Source organism: Sphingosinicella rhizophila (genome assembly GCF_032378825.1).
GTDB classification, from domain to species: domain Bacteria; phylum Pseudomonadota; class Alphaproteobacteria; order Sphingomonadales; family Sphingomonadaceae; genus Allosphingosinicella; species Allosphingosinicella rhizophila.
On sequence record NZ_JAVUPU010000003.1, the window covers coordinates 19,475 to 42,858 of the forward strand.

The 23,384-nt window shown below is 59.1% G+C and carries 35 protein-coding genes and 1 other RNA gene; 21 read left to right on the top strand and 15 right to left on the bottom strand.

All coding sequences use genetic code 11. From position 1 onward, the window contains the following. Nucleotides 1-34: 34 nt before the first annotated feature. Both RQX22_RS06120 and RQX22_RS06125 read right to left on the bottom strand, forming a co-directional pair. Nucleotides 35-1,768 (bottom strand): site-specific DNA-methyltransferase, encoded by a 1,734-nt coding sequence (locus RQX22_RS06120; protein WP_315724666.1) that lies wholly within the window; start codon nt 1,766-1,768, stop codon nt 35-37. A 145-nt stretch (nt 1,769-1,913) separates the two neighbouring features. Further along, nucleotides 1,914-2,060, bottom strand: a complete 147-nt coding sequence (locus RQX22_RS06125; protein WP_315724668.1) for a hypothetical protein — start codon at nt 2,058-2,060, stop codon at nt 1,914-1,916. 455 nt (nt 2,061-2,515) lie between these two features. Here RQX22_RS06125 and RQX22_RS06130 point away from each other — a divergent pair, with 455 nt between their 5' ends. From RQX22_RS06130 to RQX22_RS06165, 8 genes are all read left to right on the top strand, one after another. Continuing rightward, nucleotides 2,516-2,725, top strand: coding sequence for a hypothetical protein (locus RQX22_RS06130; protein ID WP_315724670.1), 210 nt, complete (start codon nt 2,516-2,518; stop codon nt 2,723-2,725). Then, nucleotides 2,713-3,195 carry a terminase small subunit gene (locus RQX22_RS06135; RefSeq protein ID WP_315724672.1) on the top strand — a complete coding sequence of 161 codons (483 nt, stop codon included), beginning with the start codon at nt 2,713-2,715 and terminating at the stop codon, nt 3,193-3,195. Before RQX22_RS06130 ends, RQX22_RS06135 begins: the two co-directional genes overlap by 13 nt. A gap of 167 nt (nt 3,196-3,362) precedes the next feature. Then, nucleotides 3,363-3,692, top strand: coding sequence for a hypothetical protein (locus RQX22_RS06140; protein ID WP_315724673.1), 330 nt, complete (start codon nt 3,363-3,365; stop codon nt 3,690-3,692). Nucleotides 3,693-3,763: 71 nt separating this feature from the next. Further along, nucleotides 3,764-3,949 (top strand): hypothetical protein, encoded by a 186-nt coding sequence (locus RQX22_RS06145; protein WP_315724676.1) that lies wholly within the window; start codon nt 3,764-3,766, stop codon nt 3,947-3,949. 25 nt (nt 3,950-3,974) lie between these two features. Further along, entirely contained in the window at nt 3,975-4,259 is a 285-nt protein-coding gene (locus RQX22_RS06150; RefSeq protein WP_315724677.1) for a hypothetical protein, read from the top strand. Then, entirely contained in the window at nt 4,259-6,283 is a 2,025-nt protein-coding gene (locus RQX22_RS06155) for a BNR-4 repeat-containing protein (RefSeq protein WP_315724679.1), read from the top strand. Before RQX22_RS06150 ends, RQX22_RS06155 begins: the two co-directional genes overlap by 1 nt. Before the next feature lie 105 nt (nt 6,284-6,388). Beyond that, a complete protein-coding gene (locus RQX22_RS06160; RefSeq protein WP_315724681.1) occupies nt 6,389-7,243 on the top strand; it encodes a hypothetical protein in 855 nt (284 codons plus the stop codon). A gap of 665 nt (nt 7,244-7,908) precedes the next feature. Beyond that, nucleotides 7,909-8,097: a hypothetical protein gene (locus RQX22_RS06165; protein ID WP_315724682.1), complete on the top strand. Its 189-nt coding sequence runs from the start codon at nt 7,909-7,911 to the stop codon at nt 8,095-8,097. A gap of 127 nt (nt 8,098-8,224) precedes the next feature. On the opposite strand, the gene RQX22_RS06170 is transcribed toward RQX22_RS06165, so the two are convergent. Continuing rightward, on the bottom strand, nt 8,225-8,527 hold the full coding sequence (locus RQX22_RS06170) for a hypothetical protein (RefSeq protein WP_315724684.1): 303 nt from the start codon (nt 8,525-8,527) through the stop codon (nt 8,225-8,227). A 79-nt stretch (nt 8,528-8,606) separates the two neighbouring features. Beyond that, nucleotides 8,607-8,957, bottom strand: coding sequence for a hypothetical protein (locus RQX22_RS06175; RefSeq protein ID WP_315724685.1), 351 nt, complete (start codon nt 8,955-8,957; stop codon nt 8,607-8,609). Nucleotides 8,958-9,080: 123 nt separating this feature from the next. On the opposite strand from RQX22_RS06175, the gene RQX22_RS06180 reads away from it, so the two are divergent. Then, nucleotides 9,081-9,431 (top strand): excalibur calcium-binding domain-containing protein, encoded by a 351-nt coding sequence (locus RQX22_RS06180; RefSeq protein ID WP_315725528.1) that lies wholly within the window; start codon nt 9,081-9,083, stop codon nt 9,429-9,431. Between the two features lie 402 nt (nt 9,432-9,833). Here the strand turns inward: RQX22_RS06180 and RQX22_RS06185 are convergent, their stop codons facing one another. After that, the gene (locus RQX22_RS06185; protein WP_315724687.1) at nt 9,834-10,784 is read right to left on the bottom strand and encodes an aminoglycoside phosphotransferase family protein; all 951 of its coding nucleotides are present in this window, start codon (nt 10,782-10,784) and stop codon (nt 9,834-9,836) included. 83 nt (nt 10,785-10,867) lie between these two features. Continuing rightward, a complete protein-coding gene (locus RQX22_RS06190) occupies nt 10,868-11,137 on the bottom strand; it encodes a DUF6894 family protein (RefSeq protein ID WP_315724689.1) in 270 nt (89 codons plus the stop codon). A gap of 271 nt (nt 11,138-11,408) precedes the next feature. Between RQX22_RS06190 and RQX22_RS06195 the strand changes: the two genes are divergently transcribed. Continuing rightward, the gene (locus RQX22_RS06195; protein ID WP_315724690.1) at nt 11,409-12,161 is read left to right on the top strand and encodes a Crp/Fnr family transcriptional regulator; all 753 of its coding nucleotides are present in this window, start codon (nt 11,409-11,411) and stop codon (nt 12,159-12,161) included. A gap of 358 nt (nt 12,162-12,519) precedes the next feature. Here the strand turns inward: RQX22_RS06195 and RQX22_RS06200 are convergent, their stop codons facing one another. The 4 genes from RQX22_RS06200 to RQX22_RS06215 are packed head-to-tail and all read right to left on the bottom strand — an operon-like array spanning nt 12,520 to nt 14,022. Beyond that, nucleotides 12,520-12,876, bottom strand: a complete 357-nt coding sequence (locus RQX22_RS06200) for a recombinase family protein (RefSeq protein ID WP_315724691.1) — start codon at nt 12,874-12,876, stop codon at nt 12,520-12,522. Nucleotides 12,877-12,893: 17 nt separating this feature from the next. Then, entirely contained in the window at nt 12,894-13,202 is a 309-nt protein-coding gene (locus RQX22_RS06205) for a recombinase family protein (RefSeq protein WP_315724692.1), read from the bottom strand. After that, nucleotides 13,187-13,645, bottom strand: coding sequence for a hypothetical protein (locus tag RQX22_RS06210; protein ID WP_315724694.1), 459 nt, complete (start codon nt 13,643-13,645; stop codon nt 13,187-13,189). The genes RQX22_RS06205 and RQX22_RS06210 overlap by 16 nt, the downstream gene beginning before the upstream one ends. Beyond that, on the bottom strand, nt 13,645-14,022 hold the full coding sequence (locus tag RQX22_RS06215; RefSeq protein WP_315724696.1) for a hypothetical protein: 378 nt from the start codon (nt 14,020-14,022) through the stop codon (nt 13,645-13,647). Before RQX22_RS06215 ends, RQX22_RS06210 begins: the two co-directional genes overlap by 1 nt. Before the next feature lie 169 nt (nt 14,023-14,191). Between RQX22_RS06215 and RQX22_RS19295 the strand changes: the two genes are divergently transcribed. The 6 genes from RQX22_RS19295 to RQX22_RS06240 all read left to right on the top strand — a co-directional run bounded on the left by RQX22_RS19295 (nt 14,192) and on the right by RQX22_RS06240 (nt 17,181). Further along, a complete protein-coding gene (locus tag RQX22_RS19295) occupies nt 14,192-14,437 on the top strand; it encodes a helix-turn-helix transcriptional regulator (RefSeq protein ID WP_410001607.1) in 246 nt (81 codons plus the stop codon). Then, a complete protein-coding gene (locus RQX22_RS06220; protein ID WP_315724697.1) occupies nt 14,434-14,793 on the top strand; it encodes a hypothetical protein in 360 nt (119 codons plus the stop codon). Before RQX22_RS19295 ends, RQX22_RS06220 begins: the two co-directional genes overlap by 4 nt. Before the next feature lie 166 nt (nt 14,794-14,959). Continuing rightward, complete coding sequence (locus RQX22_RS06225) at nt 14,960-15,328, top strand: surface-adhesin E family protein (protein WP_315724699.1); 369 nt, start codon at nt 14,960-14,962, stop codon at nt 15,326-15,328. A 165-nt stretch (nt 15,329-15,493) separates the two neighbouring features. After that, nucleotides 15,494-15,919, top strand: a complete 426-nt coding sequence (locus tag RQX22_RS06230; protein WP_315725529.1) for a thermonuclease family protein — start codon at nt 15,494-15,496, stop codon at nt 15,917-15,919. Between the two features lie 111 nt (nt 15,920-16,030). After that, nucleotides 16,031-16,726: a DUF433 domain-containing protein gene (locus RQX22_RS06235; protein ID WP_315724702.1), complete on the top strand. Its 696-nt coding sequence runs from the start codon at nt 16,031-16,033 to the stop codon at nt 16,724-16,726. Further along, complete coding sequence (locus tag RQX22_RS06240; protein WP_315724703.1) at nt 16,723-17,181, top strand: DUF5615 family PIN-like protein; 459 nt, start codon at nt 16,723-16,725, stop codon at nt 17,179-17,181. Before RQX22_RS06235 ends, RQX22_RS06240 begins: the two co-directional genes overlap by 4 nt. 1 nt (nt 17,182) lies before the next feature. Here RQX22_RS06240 and RQX22_RS06245 read toward each other — a convergent pair whose 3' ends face one another. Genes RQX22_RS06245 through RQX22_RS06255 form a run of 3 tightly spaced genes read right to left on the bottom strand, consistent with a single transcriptional unit; the run spans nt 17,183 to nt 18,358 of the window. Further along, nucleotides 17,183-17,461, bottom strand: a complete 279-nt coding sequence (locus tag RQX22_RS06245) for a helix-turn-helix transcriptional regulator (RefSeq protein WP_315724705.1) — start codon at nt 17,459-17,461, stop codon at nt 17,183-17,185. Further along, nucleotides 17,454-17,858, bottom strand: coding sequence for a helix-turn-helix domain-containing protein (locus tag RQX22_RS06250; RefSeq protein WP_315724707.1), 405 nt, complete (start codon nt 17,856-17,858; stop codon nt 17,454-17,456). The genes RQX22_RS06245 and RQX22_RS06250 overlap by 8 nt, the downstream gene beginning before the upstream one ends. Continuing rightward, nucleotides 17,855-18,358 (bottom strand): hypothetical protein, encoded by a 504-nt coding sequence (locus tag RQX22_RS06255; protein WP_315724709.1) that lies wholly within the window; start codon nt 18,356-18,358, stop codon nt 17,855-17,857. Before RQX22_RS06255 ends, RQX22_RS06250 begins: the two co-directional genes overlap by 4 nt. 62 nt (nt 18,359-18,420) lie before the next feature. On the opposite strand from RQX22_RS06255, the gene RQX22_RS06260 reads away from it, so the two are divergent. From RQX22_RS06260 to RQX22_RS06280, 5 genes are all read left to right on the top strand, one after another. Next, nucleotides 18,421-18,612, top strand: a complete 192-nt coding sequence (locus RQX22_RS06260; RefSeq protein ID WP_315724711.1) for a hypothetical protein — start codon at nt 18,421-18,423, stop codon at nt 18,610-18,612. A 3-nt stretch (nt 18,613-18,615) separates the two neighbouring features. Next, complete coding sequence (locus tag RQX22_RS06265) at nt 18,616-18,849, top strand: hypothetical protein (protein ID WP_315724713.1); 234 nt, start codon at nt 18,616-18,618, stop codon at nt 18,847-18,849. Nucleotides 18,850-18,853: 4 nt separating this feature from the next. Beyond that, nucleotides 18,854-19,441, top strand: a complete 588-nt coding sequence (locus RQX22_RS06270; protein ID WP_315724715.1) for an SOS response-associated peptidase — start codon at nt 18,854-18,856, stop codon at nt 19,439-19,441. A gap of 544 nt (nt 19,442-19,985) precedes the next feature. Further along, the gene (locus tag RQX22_RS06275; RefSeq protein WP_315724717.1) at nt 19,986-20,804 is read left to right on the top strand and encodes a TIGR04255 family protein; all 819 of its coding nucleotides are present in this window, start codon (nt 19,986-19,988) and stop codon (nt 20,802-20,804) included. Between the two features lie 565 nt (nt 20,805-21,369). Next, the gene (locus tag RQX22_RS06280) at nt 21,370-22,155 is read left to right on the top strand and encodes a hypothetical protein (protein ID WP_315724719.1); all 786 of its coding nucleotides are present in this window, start codon (nt 21,370-21,372) and stop codon (nt 22,153-22,155) included. A gap of 188 nt (nt 22,156-22,343) precedes the next feature. Here RQX22_RS06280 and ssrA read toward each other — a convergent pair. After that, nucleotides 22,344-22,659, bottom strand: a transfer-messenger RNA (tmRNA) gene (gene ssrA, locus RQX22_RS06285). Between the two features lie 46 nt (nt 22,660-22,705). Then, entirely contained in the window at nt 22,706-23,224 is a 519-nt protein-coding gene (locus RQX22_RS06290; RefSeq protein WP_315724720.1) for a DUF892 family protein, read from the bottom strand. Between the last annotated feature and the right edge of the window lie 160 nt (nt 23,225-23,384).

Below are 23,384 nucleotides of genomic sequence, written 5' to 3' on the forward strand. Positions count from 1 at the left end.
GCGGCGAGTGGGCGGGATAATGGCAGCGCGGGCCCTAGCCTGTCGCCTGTTGCTGCACGACCTTGTGAGGATTGAAATGCCGCTTCACATCCCGACTCACGGCTGAACCGACGCCCGAAATATATAGGGGAAGCTCCGGCGACTTTGGATCTGGTCTGTGAATCTTGGCCGGGGGTTTCTTCTTTGAATGAGAGAATGCCGCAATATCGAGCGTGGGAGCATTGGGGAGATCAGGGCGGACCCCTTCGAACCATTGGTTAATTGAGACAATTTGCAGTCGCCTTTTTCTCCCCTGCGCCGTGTCGACGAATCCTGCGCGCAGCGCCGCCAACTCCATTTCCTGGGTAGGGTCACCGAGACAGATAAAAAGTCCCATTTGGGCCTTCTCGGTGTCCAGCACGCCTACAAAATCACGGACCATGCTTGGAGTTAAATTCTTACCACCCTTCACTGAAATTAGGATGCGGCCATAGTCGCGATGGCCGACTCCCATCGGGAAATAGATTTCTCCATCGATCCCGCGATCCTTGCCTTTCTTGATCTCGCGCACCGCGTGGGGATCAAAAAGATAATTGGCCCACCACTGGAACTGATATTTGTCGCGCTCAGCAAGAGCTTCTGCCTGGTCGAACGTATAGGGGATGCCAAGCACGTCGAATTTCGCCGTCCCGCGAAATTCTTCGACCATCCTATTCTCAATGACTTTGATCGCATGGTAGGCCACGTCAATGCCGATCCATTTCCGACGCAATTGCTGAGCCGTTTCAACCGTGGTCCCGCAACCGCAGAATGGATCGAGGATCACATCACCCTCTTTCGTCGTCAGCTTTATGAGGCGCTCCAATAGCGCCATAGGTTTCTGCGTCGGGTAGCCGATGCGCTCTTCCGCTTGCGAATTAAGGGGCGGGATGTCACTCCATACATCTCCGAGCGGCAAGCCCCTTTGCTCGTCCAAATAGCGCTTGAAGCGCGGCACTCTTCCAGGGGCGGTTTGCACGATCAAACCAGCATCATAGGCTGCCTGCATCCGCTCCCGCGTCCAGCGCCAAACGCGGGTCACACCCAAGAATTCATAAGTCAGGTTTGGGCGGTTTGGATTTGGGTTTATGAGATTGTCGAGTTGATAACGGCGCCCGCTGGCATCCATGGCACCATACTTTTCTAAGGTCTTTTCCGGAAGATTTTTCTGATCGTACGGGATGAAGGCGTGTTCTGGGTTCCAGCGAGAATCCGGTCCACCGTAAACCAAGATCGTATCATGATTGGAGGGAAGCCGGCGGCTGGAGTGCGACTTGCCGGTCGACCTCCGCCAGATGATCTCATTCTTGAAATTCTCTCCCCCGAATATCCCGTCCAAAATTACCTTCAGGTAGTGACTGGCTGTTGGATCACAGTGAAGAATGAGCGTGCCGTCTTCCTTCAACACCTGTCTCAGCTCATAGAGACGCACCGCCATCATCACGAGATAAGCCATCATGTCGCTTTGGCCGAGTGCTGAATGAAGGGCATCAACAAAACGCGCCGTTCCTCCACGCACCTTGTGGTGTATGTCATCGAAAGCGCTCGCCGCTTCCTCACCCCAAGTCCAAGTATCTCGAAAAGCCTCTGCTTGAGCGTTAGCCCGTTCTGCTTCTGGTGTCTGAAACAGAACGCTATAACGAGCATCAGAGTTGAAAGGCGGATCGAGATAAATAAGATCGATCGACGCGGCTGGAACATCCCCGTTACGAAGAATGGCGAGGTTATCACCAAAGAAAAGCCGGTTCATGATCTGTCCCCTTTTTGCATAGCAGTCAGGCGGGGCAGAAGCTGTCAATAAGCGTTGGTTTTTAGCCGCCTCTTTTTAGAGCTACTGCGACATTTCGGCATCACTGCGAGTGGTGCCCAGGATGTCCGAACTGTGAGCGAGCAGGTTAACGCGGGATCTGCTTTAAGCGTGTCCTTCCATCCGTCACGTTGCCTTTGATAACGTCCAGCTTGATAGTACGGACATCTGCAACAGCGGATTTGGCGCGCTTCTTTTCAGCGTCGGTGGAATGAGGACCGCGGTCGTATTCCATGCAGATAACTTTGGCTTCTCGGATTGAACCCTTCAAACGCCAGAGCGCCACCCTTTTTTTTGCCAGAGGATAGCAGCACCCACGACCCAGCAAACCCCACTGTGAATGCAAATCCTCGGAAAGCTAGCCAATTAGCATCTGCCCGCGCTCGTCAACTCACCCGCCAGCTCTGCCTGGTCTGCGGGGAGTGCGGGGACCTGCGGGGATGTTTCCAGCCGCTGCCGCATATTTAGCAATAACTGCGAAAAATTCGTACGTAGCTGAGAATAGTCCCCGCAGGTCCCCGCACTCCCCGCAAGATTGGGAGAGCCGAGATGTCGGCCACTTGTCCTGCTGTCCTCCTATTTCAGGGCGCCGATGGCGCAACTCGAACGATCAGGGAGCGCAGGTTGGGGACGCCCTTTCGGTTTGCCCGATGAAACGCGATAATGATTACCAAGCACGGGAGCGGGGCGATGAATTTCAATGAACCGAGACTGGATCGGCTGGGCGAGCTGGAACGTCTCCAGAATGTCTGTAGGCTGACGATCAAGCTGCTCAAGACTGGCAGGCCCGAGGATGAGATGACGGCGCGACGTCACATCGGCGTGGTCGCGCATTTCACTGAGCGGCTCCTGGCCTTGGAGGCCCTTACGCAGCAGGACGACGGCGAATGCCGCCACTGACGAACCCACGGCACGAACGGTTCGCGCAGGAGCTGGCAAAGGGTGAGGCGGCGTCGTCGGCCTATGTGAAGGCCGGCTACCTCGCGAACGATTCGAACGCAGCCCGGCTGAACGGAAATGAACGGATTGTGGCCCGGGTCCAACAACTGCAGGCGAAGGCCGCTGAACGCGTGGAAGTGACCGTCGCAGATATTGCCAAGCAACTCGACGACGATCGCGACTTTGCCCGGAAGAACGGCGCCGCCTCGGCCGCAGTCTCAGCAACAGTCGCGAAGGCCAAGATCCTCGGCCTCGTGGTCGAGCGGCTCGAGCATACCGGCCGCGGCGGAAAGCCGATCGCGGTCGACCATGGCATCCAAGCCGAAGGACATTCCATGGAGGAGCTGCGAAATCTGCTGGCCGATCGGATCGCCGAGAGTTTTGAAAAGAGGCCGGCAGCGCCGGCAGCGAGCGGGGGGCAGACGACATGAATGGAAATTGTGGACAGGTGTCGCACGGGGGTGCCGACCGGGGTGGGTCCCCTGTGGCGGCCGGATATTTTGGTTGGTGGTGCCTAGGGTTTGGCGCGTCCAACCCTGATCAGCCGATCATTTATTACACCCGCCTCCGCCGTCGGCTGGTCAACGGGTCCAGGGAGGTGGAAAGCCTCGCGATCACCGGTAATCCCGGCCCCGGCGAAACGATTGAGGCCCGTACGCTGGAGATTGTCGACCTACACGGTGAATTCTCCACCGTGGTCCGGGGTCAATTCACGCACGCGGACGGCGTCGACGAACTGGAGGTGGCGCCGTTCGACCGTATGGCCGACCGCGTCAGGCCTGGCACGATCGCTGCCGCAGTGGCGACGTTTGCGCTCGAGGGGCCGCAAGACGGCGACGAACTGATCACCGGCGAGCCTTCTGCTCATGCAGCCGCCACCTTCGCCAAGTTGAGCTCGGGCGACCGGGTCGCAATCCCCTCTCCTTAACGTCATCATTTTCGCGCTTTGCGCCGCGAAATGCCTTAGAATCCCTTACCATCTCGGGGGGAGGGGTTCGCATGGTTGATGTGGTCAGGAATGGGGCGCTGGGGGCTGATCACGCGGTTGTGGCTGCCACGGAAGTCGGTGGCGGGCTGAGCTTTGCGACTTTCTGCGTGCCGCTCGGGACTAAGAGCGTGGATTGCGGCTCGGAGATCACGATTGCGGCAAGCGTCTCGGTGATCGCAGCTGGCAGTTTCACCTAGCCTTGAATTCATCAGGAGAATTTTGATGCTCGTCACCATCACCGAATATGACAGCCTCGCCACGGATGTGCATGGAAACCTCCTGCCGATCGGCGGGCGGCGGCTTGCCAGCCAAGGCCTGACCGAAGCTGGCAATGGCATCGCCTATAACGGCGATACGCGCTTCGTCCGCATCGCCACGGACACAAGCGTTCAGTTCCGCCCGAGCGCCGCCGGCGCGGATACGGACGATGATCTGGTGCTCGCCAACACCGTCGAATTCTTCAAGGTAGAACCTGGCGCCACCCCGAGCATTGCTGCGCTCGCCTGATGAAGTACGGCGAGCCCCCTTTCCGGCGCATGGGGCTGGGCATGCCGCCGCTTGCGATGGGCCTGTCTCGGCAGGGTGGGGGATTGGATCCTGTCATCCTGTTCAGTGACGGTTCGACCGGATTCCTGTTCGACTTCCAGAACCTTTCGACAATGTACTCCGATACTGATGGCACGACGCTAGCGGTTGTCGATGGCCCGGTAGGCAAGGTGATGGACCTGTCGGGCAATGACAATCACGCAACTGCGCCTTCTGACGCTGAGCGGCCCACACTCAAGCTGACCGCCATTCCCGAACTTCATCCAGGGTTCTACTATCTTCAGTTCAATGGAGCCCAACGCCTGGCATTGCCGGCAGCGGCATCTCTCTACTCCGCTTCTGGAGCGGCGACCATCTGCGCGGCTATTCAGGCGGCACCGCAGACGGATAAAACGCTATACGGAGAAGCCAATAGCAGCGGACTGAACACGATTTACGTGCTTCTTGCAACGGGAACCGCAACAACCTCCGGCGCCGCCGCCACTGACAATTCGAAGCTCCGCGCGACCATACGCTCCGACGTGTCATCGCAGGCACAGGTAGAGAGCGCGCTGGTTGCGCTCGACAACCTTCCTCGGATCGTGACGCAAGTCGATAGCTCACGCACGTTCTCGAAATACGTCGGGGATCAACTCGATTCCGTCGGCGGATCATATGGCGGCACGTTCACCCTAAACACGGTGACCATTGGCGCGCTTTCCCGATCGACGGGCTTGGGTTTTTTCACTGGCCGCCTCTACGCGATCATGGGCGTCAGAAAGGTGCTGTCGGCCGGTCAGATTTCGCAAGTGCAAAGCTGGATGACTTCAAAGTGCCGCACACCTAAGCGAGAGGTTAGCGGGGCTTGGACCTTCTTTACGGATCCAAGAGCGCTTTCGGTCGCAGGCAAGCAGATCATCGGTGGCGTTTCGCCTATAGGTGTTTCCGTCGTAGCCGATGCTTCCTCTGCTAGATTTGCGGGAGTGACCCACCCGCTTTGCCGTTTCGCGTCGGCGGACGATCACAACAATTTCGGTTTCGTAGAACTGACCAACGGGAAAATCCTTGCCATCGGCACGGGCCACAGCGTTGATACTTACTATACACGCATCTCTGCCAATGCGGCAGATGTGAAGACCTGGGGTTCGCTGACCGACATAGCGGCGCAGTTCGGCACGACAAACATGACCTATGCCAACCCGGTCAGGTTATCGGACGGCATCTACAATTTCTTCCGGGGCACCTCGACCGACACCGATATTTCGATGCACATGACCAATTCGACGGATGAAGCGGTCACATGGGCGACGGCAACGAAGATCACGACCGGCAGCCGTCCTTACTTTCGTGTGGTGGGCGATGGCAACGATACGGTCTATTTCGTCACCAACGACGGCCATCCCGGCGATGCCTCCCTGAACAGCCTCTACGCTTTCAAGATGGTTGGCGGTTCGTTCTTCGAGATGGACGACACGCCACTGACGCTTCCGATCACGCCTTCGGCCGACCTGACCCCGATCTGGGACGCCACAGCCGAGGATGAGGATAGCTGGTGCTGGGACATCGCCATTGATCCTGCGACGGGCGATGTCGTCATTGTCTATGCTGTCTTTCCGACCCCTGCGAGCGATCACCGCTATCGCTATGCGCGCTGGAATGGCTCTGCCTGGAGCGACAACCAGATTTGCACGGCTGGTGGCCCAATGTACGCCGCTGAGACCCATTATAGCGGCGGGGTGTGTCTGGATCACAATGATCCGAATGTAGTCTTCGCATCTCGGGAAACGGCGGGACTCTACAAAATCTCCCGCCTTGCGACCCAAGATGACGGTGCCAGCTTCAGTGAGGCGGTGATCACGGGCGGCGCAGACGACTGCTACAGGCCATCGATCGTGCGCGGGGCAACGGCAGAGCCTCGGCTGGTCTACATGCGAGGCACGTACACGACCTATGCCAATTTCGCCACGCGAGTACTGCTCGTCAATAGTCTGACCGGCGCGTTATAAAAATCAATGTCCCCTCCGATGCTCCACCGTTTGGACGGGAATTCCGGGCCTTCAGAATCCGAAGCGTGTATATTTACCACGAATGGGGAGGGGTAAGTAATGGGAATGGGATTGGCACTCTTGGGCGGGGCTCTTCAAGGGCTCGGTCATGGTCTCACTCAGAACGCACAGGCCAATGCGGCGCTGCGGTTCGAAACATGGAAGGAACGGAAGCGCACCGAGACCATGGAGCGCCAAGCTCAGTTGAATGATCAGAATGCTGCGAAGGCCGCAGCTCGTGCCGATGTCTATGACGCGCAGAAGGGTGTTCGCGACCACACGCTCAAACTTGGCGAAGCGACGATCGAGCAGGGGTTCAAGCAGGAGATCAAGGCAGGAGATCGGGCGCATGACCTGACCATAGAAGAGGTGCGGGCAAAGAATGCGCAGGCTCTCGAAAATCTCAACTCGCAGAATACGATCACGGAACAAGGCACGGCCTTCGCTCGTGAATCCGAGCGTCGGGCGCAGGAAGCGGGCACCCATATCGATCGCTACGAGGTCGGTCCTGACGGCTCTGTGGTGGGTATCACCGCGACCGGAAACATCATGCGCAGCCGACCGGGGCTGGTGACCCCGCCGCCGAAAAGCGAGGCCCAGGTCACGGCTGACACGCTTCGTGAACGGGAGGTGCTCTCCTCCTTGCGGGACGAGTGGGAGGAGGGTGGCAAAAAGGGGCCGAAGCCGACGATTCTCGACGCTATGAAATTCCTTCAAAGAGAAGGCGCGGGATCTGCCGCGGCGACGGCCCCAGCCGAAAAGGCGCCGGCCATGTCCGCGCGTAAGCAGCAGGCGTTGGCACGGCTGCCGACCATTTACGCGAATGCGACGGAGGATCGTTATCCCGGGTTGTTCCGCAATGGCCGGAAGATCAGCATCCAAGAGGCGCGGCAGCTAATCGAGGACGGGTTGGCGGACTAATGGGCCTCATGCCCTACGCACGTTACAGCTGAACATCGAAGGCGAGACCGCACTTTCTACAGACGAAGCGGTCCGTCTCCGCATCGCCTGGGAACGGCGTAAGGGGGCTTCGCGCCTCCTCCCAGATCCAACATTGAGGGCATGCATCGGCTGGCTCGATTGGCCGGGTAGCCCGAATGCTTGCGCCTACCAGCGAGCCATTCTGGGCTTCCAGTTCGACTATCTCCCTGTGCAGTTCACGTAGCCTCTGAGCCCGTGTTTCTTGGCGCTCTTCGATTTGCTTGATTGCGTCGACTCGATAGACTTCTATCTGTTCTCTGAGGCTCATGGTTCGCTCCCCGATTCGGCTGCCTGGGCTTACGCCTGTCCAGCGGATGCAGATACCGCTGCTTGCTGACGTCGCTCAGGAATCTGAAGCCTGGAGGGTTCCACGCGGGCGCCGGCCTGCAGGAAAGGAGTGCTAAGCACCATGCCATTCAGGCCTCCAGAAGACGATGTCGGTCGATTTGCGCTCGGCTTTGGAGCGGTCATTCTGGTCGGGGCACGTCTGATCCAGCCAGTAGATGAGGCTGGGTGGTTTTGGGCCGGCATCTTCTTCGTCGTTGTCGGCCAGCTGATGCTGACAAGGCTTCCCAAGGTGTACTTCACACAGGAGGAGTTGGACCATGACCGACCGCGACGACGGTAAGCCGCTCCATCCGTCGGCCTATTGGCAGAAGCGCGTGTTCGCCTTGGAGTTGGCCTCAAACGATCCAAGCCTGTCGCGAGCCCACCGAAAGGAAGTGGAGCGGGTGTTGCGCAACTGCTTGGTCGCGGCCCGACGCGCTGCCGCGTGGGAGGATCGACAACGGTAGCGGTATTGCCTGCTGGACCCGCCTGAGGAGAGCGACATGAGATATTCCATCTACGCAGCGCTGATGCTCGGCGGCTCGGTGCGCGAGCAAGGCGGATGATCAGTCAATGAACGTGTACAGGCGAACTTCAATCCTTACGGACTTTGTCCGCCTTTCGGCGTTCGTGGCGGTTTCGGCGAAAGCTCGAATTCGACACGTCGCCTCGTAAGTCAGCGAATTGCCTGGCGTCGGACACATTGTCCTCCACATCGCCTTCAAAGTCACCGTCCACCTTCAAGAAGGTGCTGTCGGGATGTTTGTTCGCAACGTGGCTGTTGGCCTTCAAGGTAATTCGCATCAACCCCAAGATAGCCGTCAGGGCGGCAACTGCAACTCCCGCCCAAAACATCCAGACCGGCATGCTAGGAAACCTGCTGGGCGCGACCATCATCGCGATTCCGGAAGCGAACGCGAAAACCTGGCCAAGAATTGTGGAGGTGAAGTAGCGGCCCAGAATCTAGCGCTCCCGGTCAATCCGGATCGATGCTGTACGGATTCTCATAGGGGCGCAGGGTGTCGGTATTCAGGCCCTTGGTGCGATCTCGGTTGAGCGACTTGCCCCCACCAGGTCCGAACGATTGGCCGCCGCCTTGGCCATAGGACTGTCCACCACCCTGGCCGTAGGAACGCCCGCCACCCTGGCCGTAAGACTGGCCACCGCCCGCGCCCATCGATCGACCGCCGCCAGCCCCATAGGATTCGCACCCGCCCGCTCCATATGAACCGACCTTACAGTCTCGCCATGCCTGAGCGCCCGCCGTGGCAGGCGAGAGAGCGAATGCCATCAAACCTGTGGCGGCCAGCCATGCGCGCTTGTTCATTGATCTTCTCCCCTGTTGCTGACGAGGTACGCCTCGCTACGGGAAGAGTCTATGGACTGGGTTCCGATCGCCATTCGCTTTAGGCTTAACCAGTCGGCAATGTCGTTTTGCGACTATCCAGCCATGAGGAGCCACAATCGCAATTACTCCGCTGCTCGGACACGCGAACGTCTAGCGCGAGGCAGGTCTCGGCAGCAGCCTCAGGGGTTGGGCTTCGCGGGTCAGCTTCTTGGTGGATGCGCGCTGGTGGCAATCGTCGGCTGGAATATCGCGCCCCAGGCGCAAGCGCTTTGGACTAGGTCCACGACTTCGCCCGAGAAGATCGCCCAGATCGAGACTTCTGTTTATTACAGCGGCTGCAATGAAGTCAGAGCTGCCGGCGCCGCTCCGCTCTACCGCGGTGAGCCTGGGTATCGTCAGGGCATGGACGGCGATGGTGATGGGGTCGCGTGCGAGCCGTGGCGGGGGTACTGATCGGATGCCTCAACTTCCGCTCTGGGTGGAAGCGGACGTTCGCCTGCGCTTAGTCTGACCAAAGAAACACACTCAGACCCTGAGTTCGGCCCCATCGTTCGAGACAATTGCGGCCGTCCGGCTGCTGATTTTGCCTCAAGAAATGAACTCGTCCGTCCTTGCTGAGATTGGCGACATCTCCCGCTCCAAGACGTGACTCATTGCGAAGATCTACCCCACAGACAGCGGCCTGCGTCTAAAATGGTGCCCTGGTTACTGGCATCGACGGAGTCTCAGCAGGAGCGGTTGCAAGAGTCAGGATCGCCAGAATCATGGCTCTTCATAACGGTATCGACGAATGCCTGCTACGGTCGGCTGCGAATGTCTGCGACGGGTGGCAAGCGGACCATTTCGCTCCCGGGACTAATCCCGTTCATCCGCAAGCACCTGATCGAGCACGCGCCGGCCCGCCTGCGCCAAGTCCTCCTGGCGCCCGCGATAGTAAGAGAGGGCGAGAACGCCTTCTATTAGCGCCCAGGCGCGTCCGCGCGCCCATGTCGCATTGTCGACCTCCACCGCTTCTCTGAACGCGGCGCGCGCGTTACCGCGGAACAGGCTCCACGCAGCGCTGAGGTCACAGGCTGGATCACCCACGCCGGTCAAGCCCCAATCAAGCACGCCATGAAGTGCTTCGTTCCGGAGGAGGAGATTGCTGCCCTTGAGGTCGCCGTGCACCCAGACGAGCGGGCCTGCCCATACGTCGACCGCGAGGCCGCGCTCCCAAGCAGCGATGATCTCGCCAATGTCGGGTATGTCCGCCATCAATGTAAAACGGCGGCGCAACTCAACGTCTAATGCATTGAGGGGCGCACCACGCCAATGATTGTGTTCCCCTGCGACGGGGCCGCCAGCGGCATCATTTCCATGCAGCGCCAAGATGAAACGGGCTAGGTCATATGCAATATTGCTACTGTCCTTGGCGTCAACGGCACCCACTGGCGCACCGTCGAGCCACTCGACAACGCTCCATGGAAACGGATAGCCGCGCGACGGCTGGCCCCTTGCAATCGGAAGGGGGATTTTCAGTGGCAGACTGGCAGCCAAACGCGGGAGCCAAGTGTGCTCCTTATCAATGGCTGCCACCGCGCTGCCTCTTCTCGGCAATCGAAGTGCGAGGTGATCGCCTAGACGGTAGATGTCATTGTCGGTGCTCACCGCATCGACGTGGATCACGGGCAACCGAGACCATTCCTCGAATTGCTCAGCTACGAGCTCGCCCGCGAGCGTAGCGTCGGTGCTGACCTCGTGCTCCCAATCCATCCCGTCGCTCTCCGCCAAGTTGGTGCCTAGCACGCGATCCCGAATGTCGTCCAAGGGTAGAATGGGGGTGGCCGCACGTCCGCTAAGGATCGTCTCCCGACCTTCGGCGGCTGTCACATTTGGTGCAACGTCGGGTGCTACAAATGTGACACCGGGTCTCGCCTTGCTAAACTGGGCCGCAGTATAACCGCTTCGAATGTCATCTTGGCTGTGAGAACGGGGCCATCTTCGTCGCGGACGTCAACGGCAAGCTCTCGTTTCAGGTGTCCGGGTATCACGTCACGAGCAAGCTCAGTCAAAGCCTTCGCAGCCTCGACCTTGACGGCCTCGAGGTCCGGAAATTCAACGCCAACATCATCCACGATGGTGTGATCGTTGTCGCGGGTGTCGAAGAAATATAGCGGCACAGGCCAGCTCCTCAGTGGGCGGGAGCGCGTAGCGCTCAGCCGCCGGGAGCCCAAACAATGCCGACGATATGAAAACCTTAGCAGACGTCGGCGACCCTTCGCTTTAACCTAGGTTCGATTTGACGGCCTCCTGCCGAGATCAAGTTTTGAAATGGAACATAGGTATTGAATTTTGTGCCTTCATCGCGTAGTTTCTAAACATCGCCGGTCACTCCCCCAGGCCCTCCAGCGACTGTGAGACGTCGCGCTCCCGCCCAAGCGGAGAGCATTGATGTCATCAGCCCCTGAACCGACATTGCGGCCCCTCCTCCGGAGGCTTTCCTATTGGGGGAAGTTCGACGCGGCCGACGAACAAGCTTTGCTCAACCTTCCACATCGGACCAAGAATATTGAGCGGCACGGCTACATCGTGCGGGAGCGTGAAAGGGCGATCCACTCGTGTCTGATCCTCTCAGGCTTTGCAATCAGGCACAAAATAGTTGTGGACGGAGCGCGACAGATTCTCGCTGTGCAAATGAAAGGCGAGATGGTTGATCTGCAGAACTCCTTCCTAGGAGTAGCCGATCACAGCGTGCAGATGATCACCGAAGGCGAGATCGCATTCATTCCGCGCGACGAGGTAAGGAAGCTGGCCTTCGCACATCCTAACATTGGGATGGCCATGTGGTTCGATACCCTTGTCGACGCCTCGATCTTCAGGGAATGGATCGCGAACGTCGGCAGGCGAAACGCCCACACCCGACTGGCGCATCTCCTTTGCGAGTTCGCTCTCCGACTCAAGGTGGCAGGGCTGGGAGAGGAAACGGAATATGAGTTGCCGATGTCCCAGGAGCAACTTGCTGATTGCACTGGGCTTACGTCGGTCCACGTAAACCGTACGCTGAAGGCGCTTGAGGCCGAAGGGCTGATCCAACGTCGTAGCAGCCGGTCCGTCACCATCGGCGATTGGAAGAAGCTGGCGCGGGCGGGCGACTTCGACAGCAACTACTTGCACCTGCATGAAGACGAGGCTGCGCTGGCCTAAGGGCATCTGGCTGGCGGGGCGCGGGTCCAGCTTCAACCGACGATCCGACAAGCCAATCCAAGTTAATGAATTAGGTACCGTCTGCTAACACGTGTTGGTGCCGCGCTATTGCCGTGGCTGTATCAGGGTTCAGCGGGAGTGAGTGCACCGCGAATTGAAAGACCGAGATGGAAAAGCTTCGAACCGTGCAATGGCACCTGGATCGAGCCGCTGAGGAAATGGCGGCAGCAGTGAGATGCTCACATGAGAGAGCCGAGCGGGCTCATAACCGGCTCGCGTTCCTCCACAACGTCCGGGCTCAGGAAATAGCGGGATCGGTCAAGCGCGGGCGATAGAGTCCTGATCGTTTCCGCCACAGTCACATAAGCCGGTATATGGAACCAGCCTTCCATTCTTTCCCCCGGCTCGTCCTGATCCCTCGCCTGTTGAGATAGGCCGCGATCGACCGGACGCTACGGAAGCCCTCCGCCTTCGCCTGAGCGACGTGGTGGGCGATCTTGTCATTCCGCGCACGTGCGGCGCTCATTCGGCTCTCTACGCTTCTCTGGCGGCCCTGGGGGGCTACAGCAGCGAGATTGCCCCTGTCCCCGCCGATCTGTCGCCCTCGCCCCTTGGCGATGGCTAGAGCCGCCTTGGTCCGCCTGCTGATCTGCTCACATTCCCATTGCGCGACCTGGGCCATGATCCCGATCATGAAGCTGTCTGTGAACGGCATGTCGGCAAAGATAATCTTTACCGGAGCTTCTGCAGCCGGGACAGAAACTCCACATCGCGAGATAGGCGGTCCAGCTTGGCCACGATCAAAGCAGCATTCGTCAGCTCGGCAAGGTCCAGCGCCTTCAGCAGCTCGACGCGATCAGAACGCTTGCCGCTTTCGACTTCGGTGAACTCATGGTCAGGCGGTCCACCGATGAACGAATGAACCGACTGCCGTTGTGCCTCCAGCCCAAGACCAGAACGCCCCTGGGCTGAAGTGGATACGCGATAGTAGGCAATGTGACCCGTGACCAGCCGCGGCGCAGGTTTCACGCGCGCGGCCATTTCGGTAGCCCACGTTTGCGGCGCATGATCTGGCGCCTGTTCGGCACAACAGGATCGGTGAACAAGCGCCATGCGCCGTCGAATCGATGCCGCGAATGACGGCCGAGACGGTAGCAACGATCATCTCTCAAGCGTCGGACGTGAAACCGATAGGCTTCCGGGTCAGCAATCCGCCGAATGTCTGGATGCTCCTCGTCCTGTGGCATGTCCTCAATGCCGAGGTCCGGTTCGCTGATCGGGCAGCCGGGCCCGTAGCCTTCGAGCGGCTTGGAGAAGTCCGGCTCGTTCTCCTCTCCGGTCAGCTCGAGGTCTGGATCCCCATCGATCTCGTCGAGTCGGTCGATCGCACGGGTGACAAGGCGAGTCAGGAGCGCGCGTGGTAAGGAGGGAATGACGGCGAGCGCTACGTCCAGTGGCTCGGAGGTGTGGCCGTTGGTTGCCATCACAATGCCTCCCGACCCATGAGCCGCAGGCCATCTGCGATGATGGCTCGTCCGCAACGCTCGGACAATTCAAAGCCCTCGTAGCGCTCCAGCGCCAGTTCCACCTTCAGTTTCCACGCTTCCGGGGTAGGGGCCGGCACTTCTTCGATGAGAATGTCCATTGCCGCGCAGTAGGCGTCCACTGCATCGTCTTCGTTGGGATGGCCGTAAGGGAGGTTGTCGCAATACAAACGCTTGGCGCGATAGTCCGCCAAGGCAGAGTCCCATTGGTTGGTTGAGGTGGCAAGAGCTGCAGATGGCGGGTCAAATGCGATGGCCGCTGGAAGAGTGGCGATTGCGCCCATGAGGGCGCGTCGGGTAGTGGTGGCTTCAGCCATGACGAAAATTACCTTTCGTTCGTGGTGAGGCTCGACCTTGGGAGTACCATTCCCTCGGTCGAGCCGTCAGCTTCTAGCTAACGCTCAGCGTTATACTATGGGTCCAGACGATGCGCAATAGGTTTTCGGTAGGTTGAACGGAGGGCGTTATCATGCTAGTGTGCGAAGCATGCTCACGCCCAAGACCTGCCGCGCTGCGCGTGCTCTCGCTGAACTGACCCAGGAGCAGCTTGCGGAGCTGGCTGGTGTAGGTGAATCCACTGTTCGTAATTTCGAGGCTGAGCGATCGGTGCCGGTCGGGAATAATCTCGCCGCCATCGTGCGGGTACTTGAAGAGGCGGGAGTTGAACTGATAGCCTCCGGACAGGGTTCGCAGTCTGGAGGGGCTGGCGTGCGATTAAGGGGCAACTCATGACTTCCGTGATCAACGTCCGTCGTCACCCCTCCGATTATCGAATAGCGACCTATGCCTGCGATCGAGTTTTCCGCCCTCGTTGGGACGATGAGACAGGCGGCCTTCAACGAGGGACCGGCAGGCTGTACCTTTTCGCTTACGTTATGTGCGACGAAATGATTGATGGTGAGTTAGCTCACTCGTGCAGACACGGCCAGGCTCCGCATGAGATCAAAGTATGCATCACCAAGGTCGGCAATGATGCTGGCGCTTACAAGGCGCTAGCTGAAAAGGCTGGACCGAAGGAAGATGTGACAGCGAAAAGGCGCGTCGCTGCTGAGGCGCTGCGCCGGCATCTGGGTGAACAATCGGGATGATCGGGCTGGGGCACCCGGTTGGCGACCATGGATAGAGTTGGCGGCTACTGGACATGCCTCACGGTAGGAAACTGGCGAAACCACTAGAGGTGAGCCAGTGGATGGAAGAGCAAAATTATCCTAGGCATTTCGGCCCGTAAGTCGTTTTACGAATCAGGAGGGTGAGATGCGCATCGCTGGGATGATTGTCCTTATTTGTGTATCGTCACCTGTCGCTGCGGCCGATTGGGTGTTTGTCACCGATGATAAAAACGGCGGTTTGGTCTACTTGGATAAGGATTCTCGGAGAGTAGCGGGCTCGTCAATCCAGATATGGGCGAAAATAGATCAACGCGCCGATAAATCGACTACTGACCATCTCCGCAAAGACCTGCTTCTCATCGACTGTTCGGATCGCACGTGGGCTTTGAAGCAAACGCTTAGCTACGGCCCCGATGATAGCATCACGCATTCTAACGTCTCCCCAAGTCCCGTTTTCAGGGCGGTTGTGCCAGAAACGCTGATGGAATCGATCGCCGAGGTAGTCTGTGCTTAGGTGCGATGGACCACTGGTTGAAAGGCGTCGGTCACTCGGGATCATAATAGGCGGGCCTCGAGCTAATCCGTGAAATTCGTCGTCCTCTGCGCCGCCCTTATGGCTGCCGTCTTCAGCACGATTTTCTTCTGGCCGGGCGATGCCGCCAAGGTTACCGCGGCGCCGATGGAGCAATTGTCAGTTTTGCCCGCGATCGTAGCAAGTGGAGAGCACTTCACCTGCACTCCGACACGCGTCTGGGACGGCGACGGTCCGGTCTGGTGCGCTGAGGGGTCCAAGATCAGGTTGGCGGGCATCGCCGCCCGCGAGATGGACGGCACGTGCTCCCCTGGCCATCCCTGCCCTGCCGCAAGCGCGATCGAGGCGAGGGATTATCTCGTCACGCTCCTGGGTGGCGCGGTTGGGACAACGGAGACGGGGCATATTGCCGTCAACGGCCCTCGCCTTTCCTGTCGATCGGATGGCTCGGGCAAGGGTAAACGCACGGCGGCTTGGTGCGTCCTCCCCAATGGCAAGGAATTGAACTGCTCGATGGTGGCGAGTGGTAAGGCGCTCAAGTGGGAGCGATACTGGCGCGGGCATAAATGCTGATTCGGTCTGCTGCGTTTGGAGCCGTGAAGAGGGGCCAGCGATTAAGTGCCCGGCTGGCACGGACGTGATTATATGATACCGTACCGTGAGCGTTCCCCGAAGGATCAAAGAATGAAGCACCAGCGCGTGGAGGCCGACCCGTTATTCGCCGGCTTCTATAGCACGTCCGACGCTGCGCGTCTTCTCGGGTTGTCGGGAACGGTGAAGCTGCGTGGCTGGCTGAACGGCTGGCCGGGAAGTGCTTCAGGACCGATCGTGGAGCGAGACTTTAAGTCGACATCCACCGTGAGCTTCCTCGATCTGATGGAAATGCGGTTCATCGAGTTCTTCCGCGGTCAGGGCGTCACGATGCAGACTCTTCGGAAGGCTGCCGAGCGCGCCCGTAATGATTGGGGAAGTGATCATCCCTTTGCTTTGTCGAAGGCAAAGTACCTCACCGATCGCCGGAAAATTTTCGCGCAAGTCGCAGAGGAGACGGGCGACAAGGTCACGTGGGACATGGCGTCGGGTCAGCATGAGATTTGGCTCACCATAGAGAACATCATTGCGAAAGGTGTCGAGTTCGATCCTGAGACCGAACTGGCAAGCCGCTGGTTTCCTCGTCCGAGTGAGTTCCCGACGATCGCCATTGATCCAAAACTCGCTTTCGGCCGGCCGGTCGTGACTGGCCCTGGCGTTCCGACCGCTGCGCTTTTCCGGCAATGGAAGGCTGAGGCAGGAAACTCAAAGAAGGTGGCGGCTTGGTTCAACGTGTCTGCGGCGGACGTTGATAACGCCGTCGAATTTGAGCTGCAGACGGCGGCTTGAAGATCCGTGCTGATGAGCACGTCGCCCCGGCGATCGTGGTTGCCATTCGCGACATGGCCTTGTCGGAGGGCTGGAACCTCGATTCCGTCAGAGAGGCGGGCGACAACGGATCAACAGACGTTCACTGGATCACCAAGTTCGCTTCTGAAGGCGGGGACGCAATCCTTTCGGCCGACGCTGACTTCATCAAGACTGCTCCCCAGGTTATGGCCGTCTTCCGAACAGGGCTAAAGGTTATTCATCTCCCTCACCAATGGGGAATGGCGGAGGGGCGATTGCAGGCGGCGCACGTCCTGCTCTGGTGGAAGCGTATCGAAGAGTGTCTTCAATCGATGCGGCGGCAAGAATGCTACAAACCTGCCTGGACGATCAGCGAGATTGGGAAGATGGTCAAAGTAGACCTGGACTTTCAGCGCGCGAAGCAGCGGCTCAAGAAAGCGGCCAAGAAAGGCTAAATTAACGGAGAACGCCGCGCTTTTTCGGCGGTATCGGCTCGCCCGAATATAGCGGTGACCGTGCCCGCCAATCATCAAGTGGCGGCCCGCCCTCCAAACGTTCAAGAGCGGCATCAATTGCGGTTCGGCTCCAACGCTCGCGACTGACTATCTTGACCGGCATTGGCAGCGTACCGAGGGCCACGCCGCGTTCAAACTCCGCAATCGACATGTCCAGGTAGGCGGCGGCGGTGGCGCGCCTCATCACGCGGGGCCAGCTTGGCAACTCGAATTTAGCCATCGCTTGCCTCGTGGGCTTGGGCATCTTGACCGGGGTCCTCGATCCGCGCGACTTCGTCAGCCGGGATCCGATAGAGTTTGCCGTACCGGAAGTGTTTCAGTTCGCCGCGTTGGATCATGTTTCGGACGAGCGTGCTGCTGCACTGCCAGCGTTCGGCTAGCGAGGCCGGAGAGTAAGGCCGCCCATTGTTGTGGGCACTCTCAAGCGGCTGCGCTTCCGGCGCCAGCGCGGGGTTTCGCCACTTCGCCATAATCTCTTCTGTCTCTGCCTGGGCGATCAGCTCCAAGCCCCCCAGTTCCGCTATGAGCTTCAGTTCCTCGAACGACATTCGCGTGCCCGTGTTGTTACGGACCGATCTCCTGAGCTTTTCGGCAAGGCGCTCGATGGGAGTGCTCATTTCTCCTTCCGCTTCGGACGCTTGATCACCCCAACCCTCTTTCGCTCGAACTCAGCCATGTGAGCCGCGCGGGCGTCATTGCCTTCTCGAACTCCTCTCCGCATTTCCTCTCGCCCGGCCGCGACCTGCGTCATCTGGTCCAACAGCCGAGACGCAGCGATTTGCAGCGAGCCATCCACTACCATCTCGTCCGCATCTTCAATATCCTGCCGCAGTCGATCCCCACCGGGCACCTCCCTGTGAGGCAAAGTCAGTGCTTCTGAGATTACCTCCGGCGGGGGAAAACGCTCCGTGGCTTCCCGATAAGCCTGATAGGCCGCCAGCACCGCAGCGCATTGATGGCCGACATCTTCCGGCCTTCCCGCCCCTCGCACAATCCGCATCATATTGGCGGCCAATTCTTTGAGTGGCCACCGGAGCTCCTGCCCCGCCCGCTGGCGCTTCACGTCGTTGTCGGCTTGGCTGCTGGCAAGACGTAGCTTGGGTGGCTCCTTGCTCATGATCCTCCACAACTAGTACGATCCGGCGCGCAGATGACAGATTCGAGCCCGGAAGAGACGCGATGATGACGGATGATGCTGATCAAGAGCAAGGGGCATTGTTTGAGCTTGAAGGCCCGGATGAGGACGAGTGCGTCTGGCTTGTCTCGGGCGGGGGGCATCAAGCCATCACAATCAATCTGGGACCTCGGCCGGCCGTTGCTGAGAAGCTAGACCAGTGGCTTGAGGCGATCGACTTCGGGGAGCAGCCCTGAGTGGTGAAGCCGGTAAGCCGCGCGAAGGTTCAAGAAAGGCTGGACGCCGAAGCGGGCAAGTTCAATGACGCCCATAGAGGTGTCCACATTTTCAAGCCTATCTGGCAGGTGGACGATCCCCACTGCAACTGGACGACCGGTTTCGAGGTTCGGGGCAGCACCCTCCGCCTCGGTGATATGTGGGACGCCTTGGAGCGGGTGCAGGCAAAGCATCCGCTTGTAGACTTCGGGGAGTAGGGACGTGTGCAATCGCTATCGCCTCAATGCGCAGCAAATAGAAATTGCCCGCTCGATGGGCATCCCCGAGCACCTGATCATCCCGGAACCTGAGCCCATGCCGCCGCCCGAGCTATTCCCGAAGCGTATTGGCTGGGTCGTTCGCGTCGAGAATGGCGAGCGGATCCTCGATACGATGCGATGGGGTGTCCCCCTGAACGGAAAGCCAATCACCAACGTCCGCAACCTGGCCAGCCCCTTCTGGCGATCGATGCTCAAGAACCCAGCCAATCGCTGCCTGGTGCCGGTGACGGACTTTTGCGAATGGTCAGGCGATAAGGGATCAAAACAGGAGCATTGGTTCTCGCTTCCCTCTCAGCCGATCTTCAGCTTCGCCGGGATCTGGCGGCCGACGCCAGAGGGGAATTGCTACGCGTTCCTGACGTGTGGCTATGATGGCGATCCAGCCACGCACGTTGTGGGCGCCATCCATCCGAAGGCCTGCCCGGTCGTGTTGCATCGGGAGGATGAGGAGCGCTGGCTCAGCGGTGAGGTCGATGACGTTTGTTCGCTGGCAACGCCATTTCCCTCGCAACTGATGAGGGTAGTCTAGACGAGGCGCACGGGAGGCGAAGAGAATGTCCAGTCCATTGGTACATCTAGAAGAACTGATCGCACGTCGACAGGACATACAACAGCAACTTGAATTAATGCAGAACCATATGGCCGATCCCCAACGGAGTCCGTCCTTCGGAACCCACGCGGACGGGGACGAGACCACAGTTCAGTCGATCGCGAGAGCTCAAGAGCAGATTGGCGAGCTGGACGATCAGATAGCTCGGCTTCGAGCCGGGAATCAGTAGAATCTTCCTGGGCATCCTCACAGACTGGGAGCGATGGGCGTGCGGGAACGAAATGGTTCGGCAAAATGGCGTTGACGCTGGATTTCACACGCGCCGCGCGCCGACGAGCTTGTGGAGAAGAGCGGCCAGAATGGGCGCAGAACTGGCGGATCACCGTGACGCGCATTAATTCTTTGTTGGGGCCCGCCGGGCGGTAAGGCGAGCTGACGATCTACGTCGGCGCAACGGAGCGTTTATTATTTCGCTCCATAGGGCAAATTTCACTTCACACTCACTTCACATTCTATTAACAGCGTGGCAGCCCGCATGATAGTTCGAAACCCGCTAATTGACCCTGTTCCCGAGGAGGTGCCCCTCGAGCGTGCGCCGCTCGCGCGCGTTGTGTGCGCCGTCCACTTCCCGGCAATCTTGAAAATTGTGGATGGGACAGGCGCCGGCATTGCTGCGTTTCAGGAGTCGATCCGCCGAGAATATCCGACGTTGGAGCAAGAGGTCGAACAATCCGTTACGATTCAGCTGGGAGATAACAAGACGATTTCCCCGCAGGTGACGGCGAACGTGGTCTGGCGCTTCACTGATAAGGAGAAGGCTTGGCGGGTCACGCTCGGCCGGGAGGTTTTGGCGTTGGACACGCAGACCGGCTACACGAACCGGAAGGCATTCCTGGATCGCTTCGACACCATCGCGCACGCATTCATCGAGGCTCTCGAACCAGCGCAATGCACCCGCATTGGCACGCGATATGTGAATGTGCTGACCGGCGAGATGATCGACAGATTCCAGGATTACGTTCAGCCGGAATTCCGGGCCTTTGGACATCAGCCATTTTTGCAGGACCTTGTGGCTGGCAACCAGGTCGCAGAATTCAGAGTGCCCGAGGGGAGGCTAATCGTCAGAGCTGGAATTCATAAGCCGGGACAAACCCATGACCCAAGCATTCTTCCCCCCATCGACGCCGTTCGTTACTTCCTTGATCTGGATGGCGTGAATCTCGAACCGAGGGATTTTTCCCCGTCTGGCATCAGGTCGGCGGCCGAAGGCCTAACTGAAAGGGTCTATACGATGTTCCGCTGGGCGGTGACTGATAATTTATTGGAGGTCTGCAATGGCTAGCATCTCGTCGTTGCCAACAGCTCGCTTCGATCGGCCAACGAAATTGGTCGTGCCAGTCCAGCCGGGTGACCCGACGCCCGAAATGACCGCCTCTGCGCTCGTTGCCGCGTTGCTGGTGACGATCGCTGGCACGAGCGTGTCCGGCACGAGCGCGCCTATTGTGCGCCTCCAAGACATATCTCATGTGGCGCCGCAGGCCGTACAGGCGCTGGCAGTCGCAGAGATGCTTCGCGTCATCCGTCGCCGGACGGCGCTCGCTTGGGACCACCTTGCTTCGATATTCGGCGTTTCCCGGCGAAGCGTCCACCACTGGGCAAATGGTCAAACCGTGGCGCCGCACAACGCGATGAAGGTGCAGGGGTTGCACGATCGGGTTGCGGAATTCGGAAGCGAGCCGGCCTTTGTCGCTCGCGCCATAATTCTCGACGAATATGGGATCGTCCGAGCGAATTCGGCCCCCCCCCCCATCAATGAGCCAATTTTGGTGGCCGATCAGTCCCCAATCGCGGCGAAAGTTCGGGTAACGAAATCGCCTCGGACGCAGATTCGGTAGGCGTGGGGGCGGATGGCGAACGAAGGTGACGCACTGCCCATATTGTCTGATTGGCGCCAAGGGGATTTCACCCTTGACGCCGACCTTGAGATTCCGGTCTTGGCGCGCGACAAGAAGAGATCGCTTTTCGCGGGCGCGACCGGCGAGGGCATGATCTTAGTCAGTCAGTCCTGCGACATTCTGCGAGGAGAAGGCGATCGACCTTTCGTCCAGGTATCGCCACTGTTGTCGGTATCGGAATCGGATCTGAACGCCATTTCCAGGAGGCGGAAACCTCAATTCGCGACCTTTCCGGCGTTGGAAGCTCGCGGGCTGGTCGTCGACCTCGATATCGTGGCGAGCGCCGAGAAAATCGTCGTCGCCAGCTGGACGCGACACGATGGCTGCGCCGATGATTATGAGCGCCAAGACTTCGCTGCTGCCCTCGCGCGGCATAAGCAGCGCTTCGCCTTCTCCGATGACTTTAACAGGGAAATTCAACCCCTTCGGAAGTGGATCCAAAAGCGAGCGAAGCAGTCGGGCGTCAATGGCGAGATGATCCGCGCAATCGAGCATGTCCGTGTAAAATGCCCGGACTGGGCCGCTGCTTCGCTTGATCTCGAATTTATCTGCGTTCTGAATCGCGAGCCGACGATCACGGAGCGGCGGACGTGGAGGAGCGTTCAGGCGGAAATGGAAACCACGATCACGAAGGCGTATCCCAATTCGTTCTTGCACCTAGCTACCCCCGGAGAGTTGAGCTTGGAGGACTACCGAGCTTCGGTGCAGCTAGACCTTGACGGCCTGAGCGCAGCGTGAGCCTGCCTCGCCACCGATGCCTGACTTGATCCAGTCCTGTGGCGCCTTCAGTGAGAGGAACCTGGCTTCGGCTCAGAAACGAAAGCCCGGCCGACTCGCTTCAATGAGGACTCATCGTCGCTGAGCAACGAATAACAACGAGCGAGGTTCGATATCATAATCAATGCGATGATTGGGTAGGCCAGGGAAGTGGGGAGCTTCTGTTGCCCGGCGCTCCCCGTGCCGCGTACCGTCACCGCAATTAAGCGGCGAGACGGTCCTGTGCCATTACTGGCGAGTTGTCGTTCGCATTTAGCGTTCTTGCAGGCATAACGGGCCCACCAAACGGGTCGCGTCTGATCTCTCTTGGCGCAGTCGATTCTGTTTCGCCCCCATCAAAACCCGTGCCAACGGGAGTTTTGGTGGAGGCGCCGGGTACTGCCCCCGGGTCCTCGCGCTTTGATCCATCAACCGAATTACGGCCGTTCCAATGGGTTAGCACGTACTTGCAGGGAAAGCGAGGACATGGCTGGGCGAAAATGCCCTGGGGTCAGAACGCCGGACGCGGCGCTTAGCTTGCCGCGTTCGACATCTCCCGGGCCGCTCCTTGTTCGCGCGCAAGGTATTCTTGGGTCACAATCGGGGCCTGTTGATCGAGCCAGTCTGCAAAATCCACCTCTTCGGCCAGCAGGATGTCGCAGGTGCGAGCGATGTCGGTTTCCTGGGCTGCTTTGGCCGTCACGGCGAGAATGCGATAAGAAGTAACTTCCATGTGGGCCATCGTTGCCGTGGCAAGAACGGCCTTCACGGGTTCATCGCCAACAACGTAGCCGCTGAGCGTCTGGCCGAACGCGGTAATCTGCCCAGTCAGCTCTTTCAGAAGAGAGGTGCCTTCCCCAAGATCTTCGAGGCACTGCTTCAGCCTGTCCGCCTGCTCGCCACTTCGCTCGCCGTGGCGCTCCAGTCCGGCACAAAACTCCTGATGGTCCTCGATCTGGCTCGCTGTGCGCCTCAGCACTGTTTGGGCCTGCTCCTCGGCAGCATGCGCATCACGCAGCCACTCCACAAGTCGTTCGCGCGGGGTTGCCATAAGTCCTTCTCCTCGAAAGCTTTAACCCGCGCCAAGGGTCGGGCGTTCCGTTCACAACGCGCGTTTTTTCATCATCGGCCCGAGCCTCGCTGCGCCGGAACAAGTCTTGGGGGCTCCGATTCCCAAAGTGGATAGATTAAGATTCAAATTCGCGGTGGGA